The 18,309-nt window shown below is 71.6% G+C and carries 18 protein-coding genes; 1 reads left to right on the forward strand and 17 read right to left on the reverse strand.

The window, feature by feature from the left end:
• Positions 1 to 79: 79 nt before the first annotated feature.
• The 10 genes from IEQ44_RS01655 to IEQ44_RS01700 form a co-directional block, all read right to left on the reverse strand.
• Positions 80 to 388 carry a DUF2469 domain-containing protein gene (locus tag IEQ44_RS01655; RefSeq protein WP_193636661.1) on the reverse strand — a complete coding sequence of 103 codons (309 nt, stop codon included), beginning with the start codon at positions 386 to 388 and terminating at the stop codon, positions 80 to 82.
• The gene (rnhB, locus tag IEQ44_RS01660) at positions 385 to 1,119 is read right to left on the reverse strand and encodes a ribonuclease HII (RefSeq protein ID WP_193636662.1); all 735 of its coding nucleotides are present in this window, start codon (positions 1,117 to 1,119) and stop codon (positions 385 to 387) included. Before rnhB ends, IEQ44_RS01655 begins: the two co-directional genes overlap by 4 nt.
• Positions 1,120 to 1,127: 8 nt before the next feature.
• Positions 1,128 to 1,913: a signal peptidase I gene (lepB, locus tag IEQ44_RS01665; protein WP_193636663.1), complete on the reverse strand. Its 786-nt coding sequence runs from the start codon at positions 1,911 to 1,913 to the stop codon at positions 1,128 to 1,130.
• 37 nt (positions 1,914 to 1,950) lie between these two features.
• Entirely contained in the window at positions 1,951 to 2,301 is a 351-nt protein-coding gene (gene rplS, locus IEQ44_RS01670) for a 50S ribosomal protein L19 (protein ID WP_193636664.1), read from the reverse strand.
• 185 nt (positions 2,302 to 2,486) lie between these two features.
• Positions 2,487 to 3,644: a tRNA (guanosine(37)-N1)-methyltransferase TrmD gene (gene trmD / locus IEQ44_RS01675; protein ID WP_193636665.1), complete on the reverse strand. Its 1,158-nt coding sequence runs from the start codon at positions 3,642 to 3,644 to the stop codon at positions 2,487 to 2,489.
• 2 nt (positions 3,645 to 3,646) lie between these two features.
• Positions 3,647 to 4,201: a ribosome maturation factor RimM gene (gene rimM / locus IEQ44_RS01680; protein WP_319804422.1), complete on the reverse strand. Its 555-nt coding sequence runs from the start codon at positions 4,199 to 4,201 to the stop codon at positions 3,647 to 3,649.
• 48 nt (positions 4,202 to 4,249) lie between these two features.
• Positions 4,250 to 5,956, reverse strand: a complete 1,707-nt coding sequence (locus IEQ44_RS01685; RefSeq protein ID WP_319804423.1) for an ABC1 kinase family protein — start codon at positions 5,954 to 5,956, stop codon at positions 4,250 to 4,252.
• 149 nt (positions 5,957 to 6,105) lie between these two features.
• Positions 6,106 to 6,348: an RNA-binding protein gene (locus IEQ44_RS01690; RefSeq protein ID WP_193636666.1), complete on the reverse strand. Its 243-nt coding sequence runs from the start codon at positions 6,346 to 6,348 to the stop codon at positions 6,106 to 6,108.
• Positions 6,349 to 6,350: 2 nt separating this feature from the next.
• Positions 6,351 to 6,845: a 30S ribosomal protein S16 gene (rpsP, locus tag IEQ44_RS01695; protein ID WP_193636667.1), complete on the reverse strand. Its 495-nt coding sequence runs from the start codon at positions 6,843 to 6,845 to the stop codon at positions 6,351 to 6,353.
• A 182-nt stretch (positions 6,846 to 7,027) separates the two neighbouring features.
• Positions 7,028 to 8,098 (reverse strand): amidohydrolase family protein, encoded by a 1,071-nt coding sequence (locus IEQ44_RS01700; RefSeq protein WP_193636668.1) that lies wholly within the window; start codon positions 8,096 to 8,098, stop codon positions 7,028 to 7,030.
• Positions 8,099 to 8,134: 36 nt separating this feature from the next.
• On the opposite strand from IEQ44_RS01700, the gene IEQ44_RS01705 reads away from it, so the two are divergent.
• The gene (locus IEQ44_RS01705; protein WP_193636669.1) at positions 8,135 to 8,692 is read left to right on the forward strand and encodes a GtrA family protein; all 558 of its coding nucleotides are present in this window, start codon (positions 8,135 to 8,137) and stop codon (positions 8,690 to 8,692) included.
• Positions 8,693 to 8,712: 20 nt separating this feature from the next.
• Here IEQ44_RS01705 and IEQ44_RS01710 read toward each other — a convergent pair whose 3' ends face one another.
• The 7 genes from IEQ44_RS01710 to ftsY all read right to left on the reverse strand — a co-directional run bounded on the left by IEQ44_RS01710 (position 8,713) and on the right by ftsY (position 18,277).
• Entirely contained in the window at positions 8,713 to 9,084 is a 372-nt protein-coding gene (locus tag IEQ44_RS01710; RefSeq protein WP_193636670.1) for a PIN domain-containing protein, read from the reverse strand.
• Positions 9,081 to 10,634, reverse strand: a complete 1,554-nt coding sequence (ffh, locus tag IEQ44_RS01715; protein ID WP_193636671.1) for a signal recognition particle protein — start codon at positions 10,632 to 10,634, stop codon at positions 9,081 to 9,083. The genes IEQ44_RS01710 and ffh overlap by 4 nt, the downstream gene beginning before the upstream one ends.
• 52 nt (positions 10,635 to 10,686) lie before the next feature.
• Positions 10,687 to 12,945, reverse strand: a complete 2,259-nt coding sequence (locus tag IEQ44_RS01720; protein WP_193636672.1) for a [protein-PII] uridylyltransferase — start codon at positions 12,943 to 12,945, stop codon at positions 10,687 to 10,689.
• 105 nt (positions 12,946 to 13,050) lie between these two features.
• The gene (locus tag IEQ44_RS01725) at positions 13,051 to 13,389 is read right to left on the reverse strand and encodes a P-II family nitrogen regulator (RefSeq protein WP_193636673.1); all 339 of its coding nucleotides are present in this window, start codon (positions 13,387 to 13,389) and stop codon (positions 13,051 to 13,053) included.
• Entirely contained in the window at positions 13,386 to 14,738 is a 1,353-nt protein-coding gene (locus tag IEQ44_RS01730; RefSeq protein WP_227486661.1) for an ammonium transporter, read from the reverse strand. The genes IEQ44_RS01725 and IEQ44_RS01730 overlap by 4 nt, the downstream gene beginning before the upstream one ends.
• A 132-nt stretch (positions 14,739 to 14,870) precedes the next feature.
• On the reverse strand, positions 14,871 to 17,096 hold the full coding sequence (locus tag IEQ44_RS17795) for a glycosyltransferase family protein (RefSeq protein ID WP_193636674.1): 2,226 nt from the start codon (positions 17,094 to 17,096) through the stop codon (positions 14,871 to 14,873).
• Between the two features lie 8 nt (positions 17,097 to 17,104).
• On the reverse strand, positions 17,105 to 18,277 hold the full coding sequence (ftsY, locus tag IEQ44_RS01740) for a signal recognition particle-docking protein FtsY (protein WP_193636675.1): 1,173 nt from the start codon (positions 18,275 to 18,277) through the stop codon (positions 17,105 to 17,107).
• Positions 18,278 to 18,309 lie beyond the last annotated feature (32 nt).

Genomic DNA, 18,309 nt, shown 5'->3' on the forward strand with positions numbered 1-18,309 from the left:
GTGGCGGCGGCGCGGCGTCCCCGCTCCGAGGCCGAGGCTGCTGTGGAGCGCGGGCAGGGCTGTGGACGAGCAGTGGCGCTCAGTCCTTGGGGAGGTCGATCTCCTGGTGGCTGAGCTCCTCGATGTTGACGTCCTTGAACGTCAGCACCTTCACGTTCTTGGCGAAGCGCGCCGGCCGGTACATGTCCCAGACCCAGGCGTCACTCATGGTGACCTCGAAGAAGACCTCACCGTTCTCGGTGCGGGCCTTGAGGTCGACGGCGTTGCACAGGTAGAACCGTCGGTCGGTCTCGACGACGTAGGTGAAGATGGAGACGACGTCGCGGTACTCCCGGTAGAGCGTCAGCTCCATCTCGGTCTCGTACTTCTCGAGGTCCTCGGCGCTCATCGCCCCTCCTTCGCTGACCCGCTCACGAGCGAGCCTAGTGCGCTGGGGGCGGAGACACCCGGCAGGCTCCACGACCGGCGGTGCACCGGAGAAGGGCCGCGCTCGCGCAATGCCGCGACGTGCTCGGGCGCCGAGTAGCCCTTGTTGTCGACCCAACCGTAGTGCGGGTGCTCCCGGGCCAGCTCGAGCATCATTGCGTCGCGCTCGGTCTTGGCCAGGATGCTCGCCGCGGCGACTCCCGCGCACCGCATGTCGCCCTTGACGCAGGTGACCACCGGCGGCACGTCGTCGAGCAGGCCTGGTGGTCCCCCGAAGAGTCCCATCTGCTCAGGGACGCTGAGGTAGTCGTGGTTGCCGTCGAGCAGCACCAGGTCGGGGCGGGTCCCGAGCCCCGCCAACGCACGGTGGCCGGCGAGACGGAGAGCGACCATGATGCCGTGCTCGTCGATCTCCTCGGCCGAGGCGTGCCCCACCGCGTACGCCGTGGCCCACCGCCGCACCCGGGGGGCGAGCGCCTCGCGGGCCGCGGGAGTCAGGAGCTTGCTGTCGCGCACGCCCTGGGGGGCCGTGCGGGTCTGCTCGGTGATGACCACCATGCCGATCGAGACGGGGCCACACAGGGCTCCGCGACCCACCTCGTCGGCACAGGCGAGCTGACGCACCCCGCCGCGCAGCAGGCTGCGTTCGAGCCGGAGCGTGGGTCGGTGACCGGTCGGGGTCGTCCGCGCCATCGTCTGACCTACTCGTCCTCGAGCGTCTCGAAGACGTCAGGACGCCGGTCGAGCCGCATCCGGTCGAAGGGCCAGATCACGGTGAAGAGCCGACCGACCACGAGGTCCACTCCGACGAACTCGTTGCCCTCCACGCAGTCGGTCTCGTCGGGCCGGCAGAGGTGCTGCGAGGAGTCGGCGGAGCGCCCCCGGTTGTCACCCATGACGAAGAGGTGGCCGTCGGGCACCGGGCCGGCCTTCCAGTCGCACGTGCCGGGCATCGGGCCGTTGCAGGTGGTCGCGGGGTCGTCCTTGACGTAGTCGGACTCGTCGAGGGACACCCCGTTGACCATCAGGTTGCCGTCGTCGTCGCAGCACTCGATGACGTCGCCCTCCACGCCGATCACCCGCTTCACCAGGTGGCCGCCCTCGGGGTAGAGCCCGATGCGGGTCATGACGCCCTGGAGCAGGCCGGGCGGGCGGGTCGCGCCGCCGAGCCAGCCGCCCGGGTCCTTGAAGACGACGACGTCGCCGCGCTGCGGCTCCCCGGCCCAGTAGGAGGGCTTCTGCACGAGGATGCGGTCGTCCTTGACGAGCCCCGGCTCCATCGACTCCGACGGGATGTAGAACGCCTGGACCAGGAAGGTCTTCACCACGACGGCCAGGACGAGGGCGACGACGGCGAGCAGGATGGTCTCCTGCCACAGCGGCAGTGGCGCCTTCTTCGTCCGACTCGAGCGGCCCTCCCCGGAAGCAGAAGACCGCGACTCCGCCCCGTCTCGCAGTGGGGTGGAATCGCGGTCTTCGGAAGTCACGCGCTGATGGTATCCGCCTTGCGGTGGATCCCTTCGATCAGGACTCGCGACGCTCCTTGATCTTCGCCTTCTTGCCGCGCAGCTCGCGCAGGTAGTAGAGCTTGGCGCGACGGACGTCACCGCGGGTGACGACCTCGATCTTCTCGAAGATCGGGGAGTGCAGCGGGAACGTACGCTCCACGCCGGTGCCGAACGAGATCTTGCGGACGGTGAAGGTGCGGCCGACGCCGGAACCCTGCACCTTGATCACGACGCCCTGGAAGACCTGGACACGCGAGCGGCTGCCCTCGATGACCTTGACGTGGACCTTGACGGTGTCGCCGGCGCGGAAGTCGGGGACGTCGTCACGCTTGACGGCGTTGCCGATCTCGGCAATCAGGTTGGTCATTCTTGCTCCTCGCGACCGCCACAGGTCCGCCGCGGAATCAGGTGTTCAGACGGATGGTCCCTCGCCGCGCGACCTCCGCGTCCCGTCCCCCTGTGGCAGGAGCTGGACGCCGTTCCCCGGTGCGTTCCTCCGGGCGATCGTTGGTCCGGCGTGGACCGAGGGGTGATTTTGCCACAGCGTCGGAGTCAGGGGCCAATCGGTCGGCGCTTGCGCAGGCTCAGGACCCCGGGCAGGTGCTCGCCTGCCGGCCGGTAGCCCGCTCTGCGGTACATCTTCAGGTTGCGGCTGGACCCGGCCCCGGTGAAGAGCACGACCGTCGAGGTGTCCTCCGGCGCCGCTTCCTCGATCCGCTCGAGCATCCACCTCCCGAGGCCCTGACCCTGGAGGTCCGGGGCCACCATCAGTCGCTCGACGGCCCACTCCCCCGGCTCGGTCACCCGACCCCGCGCCGCGGCGACAAGACGTCCTCCACGGTGGGCGACGAGCACGGTCCACTCGCCCAGCCACGCGCGTACGTCGTCGAGCGACTCGACGAGGGCAGGGATCTCGACCCCCGGGTTGTCGAGCAGGCCGGTCAGCCAGCAGGCGCGCTGGAGCGTGTAGATCTCGCCGGCGTCCGCGGGCTGCGCCAGCCGCAGCGAGGTGTCGTCGGGCAGGGCGCTGGCGGCCACGAGGTCGGGACGTCGCCGCGCCGTACGCCGCACCCGCTGCTCGTGGCGCCACTCGCCGATGGCGCGGTGGTTGCCGCCCAGCAGCACGTCGGGCACCGCGTGCTCACGCCACACGGCGGGCTTGGTGTAGACGGGGTACTCCAGCAGGCCGTCCTCGTGGGACTCCTCGACCAACGAGTCGGGGTTGCCCATGAAGCCCGGCAGCAGGCGGACCACTGCCTCGGTCACGGCCAGGGCCGCGACCTCCCCGCCGTTGAGGACGTAGTCGCCCAAGGAGATCTCGCGGACGCGGCCCCAGGCTCCGGCGTGGTCGATGACCCGCTGGTCGATGCCCTCGTAGCGGCCGCAGGCAAAGATCAGGTGCTCCTCCGCGGCCAGCTCCCGGGCCACCTTCTGGGTGAACGGCTCGCCGCTGGGGGTGGTGAAGACGATGACGGGGTCGCTGCCGGCGGTGACCTCGTCGAGGGCCTCGCCCCAGGGCTCGGGCTTCATCACCATGCCGGCGCCACCACCGTAGGGCGAGTCGTCGACCGTGCGGTGGCGGTCGTGCGTCCAGTCCCTCAGGTCGTGGACCCGGACGTCGAGCAGCCCCTTCGCGCGCGCCTTGCCCGGCAGGCTCAGCTCCAGCGGTGCGAGGTAGTCGGGGAAGATCGAGACGACGTCGACGCGCACACTCAGTCCTCGGCGTCGTCGGGGAACGGGGCGACCAGGCCGGGTCGGTCGGCCACCACCACGAAGCCGCCGGCGACGTCGACCTCGGGCACCAGGGCACGCACGAACGGCACCAGCGTGTCGCGCCCGTCGGTGGCACGCACCCGGAGCAGGTCCTGCGCAGCGCCCGGGACGAGGTTGCTGACCTCTCCGATGACCTCGCCGTCGAGGTTGCGCACCTCCAGACCAGCGAGCTGGTGGTCGTAGAACTCGTCGGGGTCGGTCGGCACGTCCTCCTCGGTGAGGGTGACCTGCAGCAGGATGCCGCGCGCGGACTCCGCGGTGTTGCGGTCGGCCCACTCCTCGAAACCGAGGAGCAGGACGCTCTGGTGCCAACGGGCCGTACGCACGGTGAGGGTGCGCCAGGGCGCTGTCGAGCCCTTCGGTGGCACGACGTCGATCGTGGAGCCGACCGCGAAGCGGGCGTCAGGCTCGTCGGTGCGGACCTCGACGGTCACCTCGCCCCGGATCCCGTGGGGCTTGCCGATCCGACCGACGACGACATCGATGCTCTTCACGGGCCCCAGCCTAGGGCCACCCTCACCCGGGCCCGGGCGGCGCCGGGGTCAGTCGCGTCCCAGTGGGTTGCGGCTGGTGCGCTCGCGCTCGGTGGCGGCCACCTTGCGGTCGGTGACGACGATCCAGGCCGTGAGGGCCACACCGGCACCCACCGCGAAGACGAAGAAGGAGAACGCCACGACCGGCAGTCCCAGCACCTGGGTGCCACCGGGGACGCGAGCCAGCAGTGCGGCCCCGAGGATGGTGGCGGCGATCACCATGCCGAGGGTGATCCGGTTGGCGACACGCTGGAGCACGGTGTGCAGCCGAGCCTCGTCGATGGCGTGGACCTGGAGGTGGAACTCGCCCTCGGCCAGGTTCTCCATGATGCGGTTGGCCCGCTTGGGCATCATGGCCGCGAACTCCTTGGCCTCGACGGCGGCCGCGAGCAGGCCACCGGGACTCACCTGCAGCCCGCCGGACATCATGCGTCCGACGTTGTCGCGCAGGGCGTCGGCGGGCTGGAAGTCGGGGTCGAGGTGCAGGGTCGCCTCGTCGAGGTTGAGCAGCGCCTTGCCGATCATCGACATCTCCGCCGGCGGCCGGAGCCCGTGCGCGCCGGAGACCCGGCTGAGCTCGACCAGCACCGTGCCGACCTGCAGGTCGGTGCCCGCGTTGATCGCCTCGGAGACCAGGTGCGTCACGTCGTCGCGGAACGCGGCCGCGTCGTAGTCGGGCAGAGGATGGCCCATCCCCGCGAGCACGCGGGCCGACTCCTCGCCGTCGCCGTCGCTGATCGCGAGCAGCAGCTTGAGCACCTGCTCCTGCAGCCGGCTCGAGACCGACACCACCATCCCGAAGTCGATCAGCGCCAGACGACCGTCGTCGGTGAGCAGGAGGTTGCCGGGGTGGGGGTCGGCGTGCACGACGCCGTCGCGCAGCATCATCGTGAGGTAGAACGTGAAGAGCTGTTCCACGATCGGTCGCGTGTCGACGTCCAGGAGGCCCAGGCGCCCCACGTCGGTCACCTTCCGGCCATGGACCCGGTCCATGGTGAGCACCCGCCCGCTGGTGTGGGTCGGCACGGGCTCGGGCACCAGCAGCAGGTCGTGCTCGGCCACCATCTCGCGGAACTTCACCAGGTTGCGGGCCTCACGCCGGTAGTCGAGCTCGCCGGCCAACGACCGGGAGAACTGGGCGAGCAGCTTCTCCAGGCCGTAGCGACGCCCCGCCTCGGTGCGCTTGTCGGCCGTCGCCGCGAGCTTGCCCAGCACCTCCATGTCGGAGCGGACGACCTCACGCACGCCCGGACGCTGGACCTTCACGACCACCTCGCGCCCGTTGCGCAGGGTGGCCCGGTGCACCTGCCCCAGCGACGCGGCGGCCAGCGGTTCGGGATCGAAGTCGGCGTAGAGGTGGCGCAGCTCGCCGCCCAGCTCGGACTCCACGATCTCGCGCACGAGCGCGAAGTCGAACGGCTCGACCTCGTCCTGCAGACGCGCCAGGGCGGTGGTGTAGGCCGCCGGGAGGAGGTCGTAGCGGGTCGAGAGCAGCTGACCCAGCTTGACGAAGGTCGGCCCGAGCCGCTCCAGGTCGGTGGCGAGCTGCTCAGCCTTGTCGCGATCACCGTGGACCGCGTCCTCGTCACCGAACGTGAAGTCGCCCAGACCGCTGTCGGCCCAGAGGTCGGACCGGCCGTGACGCCACACGAGACGCGCGAGGTCCCGGTAGCGCACCGGGCTCGGAGCGGAGTCGGAGGAGGCTGCGGAAGTCACGGGCGGGCCTTTCGGGCGACATCAGGACCGTGGCCGCCGAGGTCGGCCGCTCCACAGGTGCCCGATGCGGGCCCTCCTGAAACGCCGCCGCGGGCGCCACCCCAGTGGGGTGACGCCCGCGGCGTGCAGTGCTGTGCGCCCGCTCCGGCTCAGCGCCGGCGGTCGACGTCGACGAAGTCGATGCGTGCTCCGCCCCGCCCGGCCAGGGCCGAGACCACGGTGCGGAAGGCGGTCGCCGTGCGGCCGTTGCGGCCGATCACCTTGCCGAGGTCGTCGGGGTGGACCCGGACCTCGAGGATCGATCCGCGGCGGAGCTGCTTGTCCTTGACCGTGACGTCGTCGGGGTTGTCGACCACTCCACGGACCAGGTGCTCGAGCGCGTCGGCCAGCATGCTCAGGCGTCCTCGGCCGGCTTCTCAGCAGCCTCGTCGGCGGGGGCCTCGGTCGGGGCCTCCTCGGCGGGAGCGTCGGCCTCGGCAGGAGCCTCGTCCTTCTTCTCCGCCTTCTTCTCGGCCTTCTTCGTCACCGCGGCGCCCTTGGGCTCCTTGGCGGCGTCCTTGAGGGCCTCGTTGAAGATCTCGAGCTTGTCGCGCTTGGGCTCGGCCACCTTGAGGGTGCCCTCGGTGCCCGGCAGGCCCTTGAACGTCTGCCAGTCACCGGTGATCTTCAGGATGGCCTCGACGGCCTCGGTCGGCTGGGCGCCGACACCGAGCCAGTACTGGGCGCGGTCGGAGGTCACCTCGATGAAGGACGGCTCCTCCTTGGGGTGGTACTTGCCGATCTCCTCGATGACGCGACCGTCGCGCTTCTTGCGGGAGTCGACGACGACGATGCGGTACTGCGGCACCCGGATCTTGCCCAGGCGCTTCAAGCGGATCTTGACGGCCACGTTTGTGGTGTCTCCTCGTAAGTCGTGGTGGATGAGTGCCCCGCAACCAGGTGGGGACCGGGTCGGGTCACTCGCATGGGCTCTGTCAGTCCGGGTGAGAGGGTCCGTCCAGACAGGACACAAGGATCAAGTGTGCCAGACGACGAGCGCGACCCACCAATCCGGCCCCACGCCCGGTCCGCTCAGGCCACCACGCGGCCGCGCAGCACCACGCAGGCGGGTCGGGCCAGCACCCCGAGGTCACGGGTCGGGTCGGAGTCGTAGACGACGAAGTCGGCCTCGGCCCCCTCCTCCAGGCCACGCAGTCCCAGCCACTCGCGCGCCCGCCACGACGCGGCGGCGAGCGCCTCGGTGCGGCTGAATCCGAGCTCGTGCAGGGCGACCACCTCCCCGGGCAGGTTGCCGTGACGGGCAACGCCCCCGGAGTCCGACCCGGCGTACATCGGCACCCCCGCCTCGTGGGCGGCCATCAACGTACGCCGGTGGCGGGCGTACAGGTCGTCCATCCGTGCGGCGTACCGCGGGAACCGTGCGCGCCCCTGCGCGGCGTGCAGCGGGAAGTTCTGCAGCTGCATCACGGTGGGGACCAACGCGGTGCCCTGGGCGACCATCTGGTCGACGAGGGCCTCGTCGAGACCGGTGCCGTGCTCGATGCAGTCGATCCCGGCGTCCAGCAGGCCGGGCAGCACGTCGGGGCCGAAGCAGTGCGCGGTGACCTTGGCGCCCTCGGCATGGGCGGCCTCGATCGCCGCGGCGAAGGCCTCCGGCGGGAAGGAGGGAGCCAGGTCGCCCTCCTCACGGGAGATCCAGTCGCCCACCAGCTTCACCCACCCGTCGCCGCGCCGCGCCTGGGTCGCCACCGCGGCGGGCAGCTCGTCGGGCTCGACCTCGTGGGCGTAGTCGCGCAGGTAGCGCCGCGTCCTCGCGACGTGGCGTCCCGCGCGCAGCAGTCGCGGCAGGTCCTCACGTCCGCGCACCCAGGCGGTGTCGGCCGCCGACCCGCAGTCACGGATCAGCAGCGCGCCGGCGTCGCGGTCGGCCACCGCCTGACGTTCGGTCTCCTCCACCCCGACGGCACCGTGGTCGTCCATCCCGAGGTGGCAGTGGGCGTCGACCAGTCCCGGCACGATCCACCCCGTGGCGACGGTGTCGGCACCCGGCTGCGGCTCGAAGGTGATGCGGCCCTCGACGACGTAGAGGTCGGCCGCCTCGCCGTCGGGCAGCAGCGGTCCGGAGAACCTGTGCGCACCCATGCGCCGACCCTAGCCGCCAGCGGTAGCCTCTCCCCCGTGAACCCGACGACCGCCGCGCGGAACCGCCGCAACCTGGCGATCTTCGGGCGCTTCGCCGTGGTCGGCGCCTCCGGCGTCCTGGTCAACCTGGTCGTCCTGGTGCTGGTGGAGCGCCTCGGACCCGACGCCCAGCGAGTCTTCTGGGACCTGCCGGCCACGCGTTTCAACGTGCGCTGGTACCACGTCTTCTCGTCGGTGGCCTTCAGCGTGGCGGTGCTGTGGAACTTCCAGCTCAACCGTTCCTGGGCCTTCAACTCGGTCGGACGAGCCACCTGGTGGACGGAGTTCCGCCCCTTCTTCGCCGTGGGCATGCTGGGGCACCTCGTCGGCCTGGGGCTGCTGACCCTGCTGATGCACGACCACTCCCCGGTGGCGTTGTCGACCACGCTGTTCGACGATTCGTCGTTGCTGCGCACCCGCCTCTACTGGGCCCAGCTGGCGGTGATCGCGGCGGTCACGCCGCTGTCGTTCGTGCTGCACAAGCTCTGGACGTTCTCCTCGGTGCGCAGCCACCGCCTCCAGGTCGGCGAGGGCGACCTGCTGCCGCCCACCTGACCCGTCCCGCCACCACCGGGTCAGAGGTGGTCGAGCAGCCAGCTCGGGCTCATCGCCATCGCGCCCATCCCCTGGACCCGGGCCCGCAGGAAGTTGTCGGCGGTGATCACGGTGACCACGTGACCGGCGTCCAACGCCGCGCGGGTCTGACGCTCGATCTCCGAGTCACCGTCCTTCGGCGCGTGCACGGTGCGCACGTGGGCGTCGCGCCCGGGGCGTACGCCGCCCTTGGCCGCACCCTCGAGCACGAGGACGATCTCGTCGTGCGGGGTGTCGCCCACGAGCAGCTCCTCGTGGAGGCGCCGCGCCGCGCCGGCGCGGTCCTTCCACCAGCCGTCCGGGCGCGAGCCCACCACGTTGGCCGCGTCGACGACCAGGACCGTACGCCTCACTTGAGGAACTTCGAGAAGTCCTTCGGCAGCTGCAGGTTGGCGGCCGCGGCCTCGTAGTCGACCTCGTCCCCACCGAACGGGTTCGCGGGGGACTTGGGCTTCTCCGAGAGGGCCTTCTTCTGCGCAGCGGCCTTCGCCGGGTTGCCCGAGACCCTCTTGCTCTTCGCCTTCTTGGGCGCCTGACGCCCCTTCTTGCCGCCGCCGGCCCCCGGCATCCCCGGCATGCCCGGCATGCCCGGCATGCCGCCCTTGGCGACCTGCTGCATCATCTTGCGTGCCTCGAAGAACCGGTCGACGAGCTGGTTGACGTCGTTGACCTTGGTGCCCGAGCCCTTGGCGATGCGGGCGCGCCGCGACCCGTCGATGATCTTCGGGTTGGCCCGCTCGGCCGGCGTCATCGACGAGATGATGGCCTGGATGCGGTCGATCTCCCGCTCGTCGAAGTTCTCGAGCTGCTCGCGGTACTGCCCCATCCCGGGGAGCATCCCCAGGATCTTCGTCATGGAGCCGAGCTTGCGCAGCTGCTTCATCTGCTCCATGAAGTCTTCGAGGGTGAAGTCACCCTTGCCCGACAGGAGCTTCTCGGCCGCCTTCGCGGACTGCTCGGCGTCGAAGGCCTTCTCCGCCTGCTCGATCAGGGTGAGCACGTCACCCATGTCGAGGATGCGCGAGGCCATCCGGTCGGGGTGGAAGAGGTCGAAGTCGGTCATCTTCTCGCCGTTGGAGGCGAACATGACCGGCTTGCCCGTGATCGACGCGATCGACAGCGCCGCACCACCGCGGGCGTCACCGTCGAGCTTGGTGAGCACGACCGCGTCGTAGCCCACGCCGTCGAGGAAGGCCTGGGCGGTGGTGACCGCGTCCTGACCGATCATCGCGTCGACGACGAAGAGGACCTCGTCGGGCTGGACGGCGTCGCGGATGTCGGCGGCCTGCTGCATCAGCTCGGCGTCGACGCCCAGGCGTCCGGCGGTGTCGATGATGACCACGTCGTGCAGCTTGCGCCTGGCCTCCTCGATCGAGGAGCGGGCGACCTCGACCGGGTTGCCGACGCCGTTGCCGGGCTCGGGCGCGAAGACGGGCACGCCCACCCGGCCACCGTTGACCTCGAGCTGCTTGACGGCGTTGGGCCGCTGGAGGTCGGCGGCGACCAGCATCGGGGTCTTGCCCTGCTCCTTGAGCCACAGCGCCAGCTTGGCGGCGAGCGTCGTCTTGCCGGCACCCTGGAGGCCGGCGAGCATGATGACGGTCGGTCCGCTCTTGGCGTAGCGCAGGCGACGCGTCTCGCCGCCGAGGATGGTGACGAGCTCCTCGTTGACGATCTTGACGATCTGCTGGGCGGGGTTCAGCGCCTGGCTGACCTCCTCGCCCCGGGCCCGCTCCTTGACCGCGCCGACGAACTCCTTGACGACCGGCAGGGCGACGTCGGCCTCGAGCAGCGCGATGCGGATCTCGCGCGCGGTCGCGTCGATGTCGGCCTCGGAGAGCTTGCCCTTCCCCCGCAGGTTCTTGAAGGTGTCGGCAAGGCGGTCGGAGAGTGTGGCGAACAAGGTGCTCTTCCCTCGGGGGCGTAGTGGCGGTGCAGGACGTACGGACGCCAGACTATCCGGCCACCACGGGGCGGGCAGCAGCCGCGGCGGGGGTGAGCGCGCGGCGCACCGCGTGCGCCGCCTCCGCGGAGCGCCGCTCCCCCAACGGACCCGCTCCCCACTCGCAGAGGTAGAAGACGTCCACCGCCTGCGGACCGAGGGTGTCGACGTGCGCCGACCTGACGGTCATCCCCAACCCGGCCACGGCGCCCAGCACGGTGTGCAGCAGGCCCGGTCGGTCGCCGGCGCGCACCTCGAGCACGGTCGCCCGGCGCGACGCCTCCGGGTGCACCTGCACCGTGGGTTCGAGGAGGTCGGCCTCCACCGGGGCCAACCGCTCGACACCACCCGCCCCGGCGACGACCAGGTCGAAGCGGTGCCGCAGCAGGGCCGGGTCGAGCGCCTCGTGGCTGACCTCCCAGACCGAGACGCCCCAGGCGCCCTGCGACCAGGCGCGCGCTGCCCGCACCGGAGCTTTCTGCAGGGCCAGCACGGCGGCCAGGTCGGCCAGCAGACCGACCCGGTCGGGCGCCACCACCGTGACGGTGCACCCGGTCGCGTGCTGCTCCACCTCTACGTGCAGGGGCACCCGCCCCTCCGCGAGGGCTGCGGGCACCTCGACCCGCTCCCGCGGGCTCCCGTCATCCGGGGGCACCTCGTCGCCCCGGGCGCGCAGCACGCCCTGCACCTGAGCGGCCAGGCTGTGCACCAGCTGGGCCCGCCACGTCGACCACGCCTTGGCCGAGGCGGCCAGGGCATCGGCCTCGGTGAGGGCGACCAGGATCGACAGCACCAGGGGCGTACGCACCTTGCTCGCGACATCCTTCTGGGTCACAGGGTCGTCGGGGTCGCGGGTGGTCGCGGTCTCGGCCAGCAGCAGGTGCCAGCGCACGACGGCGGTCAGCACCTCGGTGTCGGCCGCGTCGAAGCCGAGGCGTCGGGCGAGTGGCTCGACCATCTGCGCGCCGGCGACGCTGTGGTCGAGCGTGCTGCCCTTGCCGAGGTCGTGCAGGAGTGCGGCGACCAGCAACAGGTCGGGGCGCGCGACCCGGCGGATCAGCCGTGACGCCTCGATGCACGTCTCCACCACGTGGCGGTCGACGGTGAAGCGGTGCACCGCCGAGGCGTGTGGCAGCAGCCGGATCTCCTCCCACTCCGGCAGCACGCGCTCCAGCGCGCCGGTCTCCTCCAACGTCTCCCACACCCCGAGCAGCGGCCGACCCGAGGCGAGCAGGCGCACGAGCAGGGCACGCGCCTCCGCCGGCCACGGGTCCGGCAGCGCGGGACACTCCGCCACCATGCGCGCGGTGCTCACCGGGGAGAGCACGAGGCCGCGCTCGGCGGCGTGCGCCGCGGCCCGGAGCAGCAGGACCGGGTCGTCGGCCGGCGCGACCTTGCCGTCGAGCACGACCTCACCCCCGGACTCGGCCACCCCCGTGGCGAGCGGCGTGAGGTGCGGGCGTCGGTCCCGGGGCCCCGAGCCGGTGGCGAGCACGGCCTCGGCCCGGTGCCAGGTCAGGCGGCTGAGGTGTGCCAGCCGTCGGCCCAGACGACGCACGTGACGCTGTGCCTCCTCCGCGCTCTCCAGCCCCAGCTCGGCCGCCAGCGGACGCCAGGCCTCGGGGCCGATCCGGTCACCGGCGCGGCCGGCCACCGCGTGCAGCGCGTCGCGGACGTCCAGCAGGCCACGTCGACTGCGTTCGAGGTCGGCGTGCGGCACGTCGACCAGCCAGGAGGCGACGAGGCCACGCATCACGACCGCGTCCCTCAGGCCACCCGCCGACTCCTTGAGGTCGGGGATGGAGGCGTGGGCCAGCTCCCCGACGCTCTCGTGGCGACGACGCACCAGGTCGTGCACGTGGCCGAGCCGCTCGCGGGCGGTACGCCGCCACCCGGCCAGCACCGTCGTGCGCAGCCGCAGGGTGAGGTTCGGGTCGCCCGCGAGGTGACGCAGGTCGAGCAGCCCCAGCGCGACACGGGCGTCCGCGTCGGCGGCGGAGCTCATCTGGGAGAGGGTGCGCACGGCGTGGTCCACCTTGAAGGCGGAGTCCCACAGCGGGTACCACAGGTCGGAGGCGAGAGTGCCGACCTCCACCTCGTCGTCGTGCACCAGGACGACGTCGAGGTCGGAGCGCGGGGCCAGCTCTCCGCGCCCGTAGCCCCCGACCGCCACCAGGGCGACGCCCGTCGTGGGTCCGTCGACGGCGGCGTACGCGGCACGACACGTCAGGTCCGCGACCTCGGTGCGGGCGGCGCGTTCTTCGGCAGTCACGAGGAGGTCCTCCGGATCGGTGAGGGGTACGGGTCAGGCCCACCCCCGCACTGGGGGTGGGCCTGACCAGGAGTGTCACAGCGGGTGAGGTGCGGGTGAGGTCGCTCAGAGAGCGGCTTCGTCCTTGTCGCCGGTCCGGACCCGGACCACGGAGTCGACCGGCATGACCCAGACCTTGCCGTCGCCGATCCGACCCGTCTGGGCCGTCTTGACGATGATGTCGACCACGTCGGAGGCGTCGGTGTCCTCCACCACGATCTCGATCCGGATCTTCGGCACCAGGGCGATGTCGTACTCGGCGCCCCGGTAGACCTCGGTGTGGCCCTTCTGGCGGCCGTAGCCGCTGACCTCGGAGACCGTCATGCCGGCGACCCCGAAGGTCTCCAACGCCTCACGGACGTCCTCCCACTTGTGCGGCTTGATGACCGCGGTGACGAGCTTCATGCGCCCGCTCCTTCCTTGACCTTGTCGGTGGTGGTGCCGGCGACCGAGCTGCGGCCACGGCCGCGGGAGGTGCCGAGCTCGTAGCCCGACTCCCCGTGCTCGGAGAAGTCGAGACCGTCGATCTCGTTCTCCTCGTCGACCCGCAGACCCATGACCGCCTTGATCGCCAGGGCGACCACGAGGGTGGCGACCGCCGACCAGAACATCGCGAAGAGGGCGATGGCGACCTGGACGACGAGCAGCTTGACGCCGTCACCGTAGAAGAGGCCGCCGGAGACCGCGAGGAGGCCGATGCCGACGGTGCCGACCAGACCACCGACCAGGTGGACGCCGACCACGTCGAGCGCGTCGTCGTAGCCGAACTTGTACTTGAGGCCCACGGCCAGGGCGCACAGGGCACCGGAGGTCAGGCCCAGGAGGATGGCGCCGACCGGCGAGAGCGCCCCGCAGGCCGGGGTGATGGCGACCAGACCCGCGACGACACCGGAGGCGGCACCCAGCGAGGTGGCCTTGCCGTGACGGATCTTCTCCACGACCATCCAGCCGACGATCGCGGCAGCGGTGGCAACGGTGGTGTTGAGCCAGACCAGCGAGGTCTCGGCCAGGAAGGTCGCGTTCGACTCCTCCGAGCCGTCGGCCGGGAAGACGATCGAGCCGACGTTGAAGCCGAACCAACCGAACCAGAGCAGACCGGCACCGATCATCGTCAGCGGCAGGTTGTGCGGCTTGATCGGCTCCTTGCCGAAGCCCAGGCGCTTGCCGAGCAGGATGGCGAGGACCAGGCCGGCGACACCGGCGTTGATGTGCACGACCGTGCCACCGGCGTAGTCGACCGGGGCGACGTTGGCCACGATCTCACCAGCGGCCTCGGTGGTGCCGAAGATGAGCGCGGCAAGACCGCCCTCGGCGTGGCTCAGGAAGCCGCCGCCCCAGACCATGTGGGCGAGCGGGAAGTAGGAGAGCGTGACCCAGATCGGCAGGAAGACGACCCAGGCGGAGAACTTGAGGCGGTCGGCGACCGCTCCGCTGATCAGGGCGGCGGTGATCACCGCGAAGGTCAGCTGGAAGCCGACGAAGATGTAGTCGACGCCCTCGATGCCCTTGAGGCCGAAGGTCTCGAACGGGTTGTTGAAGAGCATGGCGACGTCCTGGTCGCCGTAGGACATCGACCAGCCCCACAGGACGTAGACGATGCCGACGATGCCGATGGCCGAGAAGGACATCATCATCATGTTGAGCACGGACTTCGAGCGGCTCATGCCGCCGTAGAACAACGCCAGCGCGGGCGTGGTCATCATCAGCACCAGGGACGCTGCGATCAGCATCCAGGCGTGGTAGCCGGTGTCCATCGGACCTCCAGATTGCTTCGGGTTGTGATGGAAGAACGATCCGTCCGCGAAGTTTCCGGACCCGGCTCCACGTGTTGCACCCGTGCAACGTCTGGGGCGGGACGTGTTACGTCCGTGTGAACACCGCTGGCCTCAGGCGCCGATGCGCCGGAGCCGGGCCTCGACGGCCACCTCGACGAGGCGCCGGGCCCGGGCGTCGAAGGAGTGCTCACGCCGCACGCGCTCGGCCACCCGTCGGCGCTCGGCGTCGTCGCCGAAGACCTCGTCGGGGTCGGCGAGGGTGCTGAGCCGCACCAGGTCGTCAGGGGTGCGCACCACCTGCACCGAGCGGCCGAAGAGGTCACGGAGGCCCGCCACGTCGTCGGTCAGCACCCGGGCGCCGCTCGCCACGGCGTCGAAGAGCCGGTTGGAGAGGAAGCCCTCGCGCCTCATGTCCTCCCAGTGGTCGTTGAGCACCACCCCGGCGCTCCGGTAGGCAGCCGACAGCTCGGTGTTCGCCACGTACTCGCCCCGCAGGACTCCCGGCGGCACCCTCTCCGCCCACCCGGTGCCGTACAGGGCGAGCGGCACACCGTGGGTCACGGCGTCGCGCACCATCGGGCGGTACTCCCCACGGGCGCTGCCCACGAAGAGCACCCGTTCGCCGGTGTCGGGCAGGGCGCTGTCGGGGTGGAACAGCCCGGGGTCGGTGGCCTGCAGGAGGGGCTCGACCGGAGTCCCCCACCGTCGGGTGTGCTCCTCGGCCCACGTCACCGAGGCTGCCAGCACCCGGTCGTACGCCCGGGCCTCCGCCTCGTCGAGAGCCTCGGGGTGGGAGATGACCCAGGCCAGGGTCACGCGGTCGGGGACGGGGCGCAACGGCTGCAGCCCCCGCAGCAGCAGGTCGACGTCGTCGTGCTCAGCGGTGGGGCGGTCGAAGGCCTCCCGACGGTCGACCACCACCTCCTGACCCACACGACGCAGGGCTGCGGCCAGCGAGGAGGCGAAGTGCGTGTCACCCCACCGCTCCCCCACGGCGCCGGCCGGCGCCGGGTTCTTGATCGCCCAGCGCAGCCGCGGGGACGGCTCGTCCACCTCGAGGCGCAGTCGGCGCAGCCGGGACGGAGGGGCGACGGCGTCGAAACCGTGGGCGGCCCACAGCTCTGCCTCCTCCGGCCCCGACACGGTGCGGCCACCCTCCAGCGCCAGGCCGGCTCCGCCGCGGCGTCGGACCACGACGGAGTCCGGGGTGACCATCCATCGACCGCCCGCGGTCGTGGGGGTGACGTCGGGGGCGCCGGATCGGAGGAGCTCGGCCACGTCGTCGGTGCGCAGGGCGACGCACGCCTCGAGCCCGGAGAAGTCGTGGCGCTCGACGCCGCGCGCGTCCTCGAGGGGAAGACCGGCCAGGAAGGAGTAGGCCGCCTGCCCCCGGGGACGCACGCGGCCCGCGCTCAGCACGGTGCCGTCACGCCCGAGCACCACGGGCTGGACCGCACGTACGTCCTGGGCCCCCAGCGCCTCGACCAGCGGGGTCACCCACGCTCCGCGCACCGAGACACCGTGGTCGAGCAGCACGCTCACCGTCCCCCGGGCCCGGGCCAGGATCTGGGGTGCCCAGCGTGACAGCGCCTCCGCGGGAGTGGAGCCGCTGCCGTCGACCGGGCCGTGCCACACCTCCACCTCGGGGTGCCGCAACCCGAGGACGTCGAGCCGGACCGCGTCGTCGGCGGCAACGCCACCGTCCACGACGAGCACCTGGAGCTCACGCTCTGCGGCCCCGGCCTCCACCAGGGGCGTGACGGTCTCCCAGGCGTCACGCCAGGTCCCGCTCCCGGGCGGCACCGGCACGACGACGCTCACCACGTCGGCGGAGCGCGCGGCGGGAGCCCGGGGCGTGACGGCGTCGTCCGGGCGTGCTGACCGCAGGCGGAGCAGCTCCCGGTGCCGGTCGAGGTGCCAGGCCCGCAGGTCCGGACCGCGCCCCTCGGCGTCCACCGGCAGGAAGCGGTGACCGGGCACGCCCTCGGCGGCCCCCACCTCGACGTAGTGACCGATCGGACCGTGGGGGTGCTCCTTGGCTCCCGGCACCGTGCGCCGGTAGTGCACGGTCGAGAAGGCCGGGTGGGTGGGCGTGCCGAATAGCCGTCGCCGCAGGTAGACCAGGAACGGGTCCTTGCCCCGCAGGTCGAGCGGACTCTGCTCGCGGAACCACTCGGGGTCGAAGAGGGGGTGCGGGGAGACCCGGCTCTCCAGGGGGGTGTCCAGGTAGTGCCTGACCAGGGCCGCGCGGTCGCCCTCGGCGCCGGTACGCAGCGCGTACCACTCGGCGTCGAAGAGCGGGCTGGAGAGGAGGAGGTCCGCGGCGTCCCGGGCCACGTGCGCCGTCAGCCCAGCAGTGCGTCCACGAAGGCACGCGGGTCGAAGGGCGCCAGGTCGTCGGCACCCTCACCCAGCCCGACCAGCTTGACGGGCACCTTCAGCTCGCGCTGGACGGCGACGACGATGCCGCCCTTGGCCGAGCCGTCGAGCTTGGTGAGGACGATGCCGGTGACGTCGACCGCCTCCGCGAACACCCGCGCCTGCATCATGCCGTTCTGGCCGGTGGTGGCGTCCAGCACGAGCAGGACCTCGGTGACCGGGGCCTGCTTCTCGATGACCCGCTTGACCTTGCCGAGCTCGTCCATCAGGCCGGCCTTGTTCTGCAGGCGACCGGCGGTGTCCACCAGCACGGTGTCGACCTCCCGCTCGATGCCCTGCTTCACCGCGTCGAAGGCGACGCTGGCGGGGTCGGTGCCCTCCGGCCCGCGGATGACCTCGACGCCCACGCGCTCGCCCCAGGTGCCGAGCTGCTCGGCGGCCGCGGCGCGGAACGTGTCGGCCGCCCCCATCAGCACCGAGCGCTCCTCGGCCACGAGGATCCGGCCGATCTTGCCGACGGTGGTGGTCTTGCCGACGCCATTGACGCCGACCACGAGGACCACCCCCGGCTTGCCGTCCTCGCCACTGACCTGCAGGCGGCGGTCGAGCTCGGGGTCGACGAGCGCCAGGAGCTCCTCGGCGAGCACCTCGCGCACCTGTCCGGCGTCGAGTCCCTCCACCCGCAGACGGGTACGCAGGTTGTCGACGAGCTGCTGGGTGGGCGCCACCCCGATGTCGGCGGTGAGGAGGGTGTCCTCGATGGACTCCCAGGTGTCCTCGTCGAGCTTGTCGCGCGACAGCAGCGCCAGGAGTCCCTTGCCCAGGGCGCCCTGGGAGCGGGAGAGCCGCTGGCGCAGCCGGACCAGGCGTGAGGCCGTGCCCTCGGGACGCTCCAGCGTCGGGGCGGCCACCTCCGGCGCGACCTCCGGGGCCTCCGCGGGGGCGGTGGCGGCGTCCTCGCGCTCAGGCGCCGTCTCGACCTCGGGCGGCGGGGTGACGTCGCGGGTCGGGGCGGCCGGCGGGGTCGCCTTGCCGCGCGGAGTGCGCAGGGCGAGGGCGACCGCGGCCACGACGGCCAGCACCACCAGGATCGCCAGGGCGATCAGGACGTAGGTCCAGGCGGGAACGAGAGCTTCCATGGGGATCATCTTCCCATCACGCACCCACGCGA

The organism is Nocardioides malaquae (assembly GCF_015070385.1).
Lineage (GTDB): Bacteria > Actinomycetota > Actinomycetes > Propionibacteriales > Nocardioidaceae > Nocardioides > Nocardioides malaquae.

Coding starts and splice junctions, on each gene's coding strand:
- rplS (WP_193636664.1), bottom strand. CDS start 2,301: ATGACCAACCTGATTGCCGAGATCGGCAACGCCGTCAAGCGTGACGAC.
- IEQ44_RS01725 (WP_193636673.1), bottom strand. CDS start 13,389: ATGAAGCTCGTCACCGCGGTCATCAAGCCGCACAAGTGGGAGGACGTC.
- IEQ44_RS01655 (WP_193636661.1), bottom strand. CDS start 388: ATGAGCGCCGAGGACCTCGAGAAGTACGAGACCGAGATGGAGCTGACG.
- ftsY (WP_193636675.1), bottom strand. CDS start 18,277: ATGGAAGCTCTCGTTCCCGCCTGGACCTACGTCCTGATCGCCCTGGCG.
- IEQ44_RS01730 (WP_227486661.1), bottom strand. CDS start 14,738: ATGGACACCGGCTACCACGCCTGGATGCTGATCGCAGCGTCCCTGGTG.
- IEQ44_RS01700 (WP_193636668.1), bottom strand. CDS start 8,098: ATGGGTGCGCACAGGTTCTCCGGACCGCTGCTGCCCGACGGCGAGGCG.
- IEQ44_RS01690 (WP_193636666.1), bottom strand. CDS start 6,348: ATGCTGGCCGACGCGCTCGAGCACCTGGTCCGTGGAGTGGTCGACAAC.
- rnhB (WP_193636662.1), bottom strand. CDS start 1,119: ATGGCGCGGACGACCCCGACCGGTCACCGACCCACGCTCCGGCTCGAA.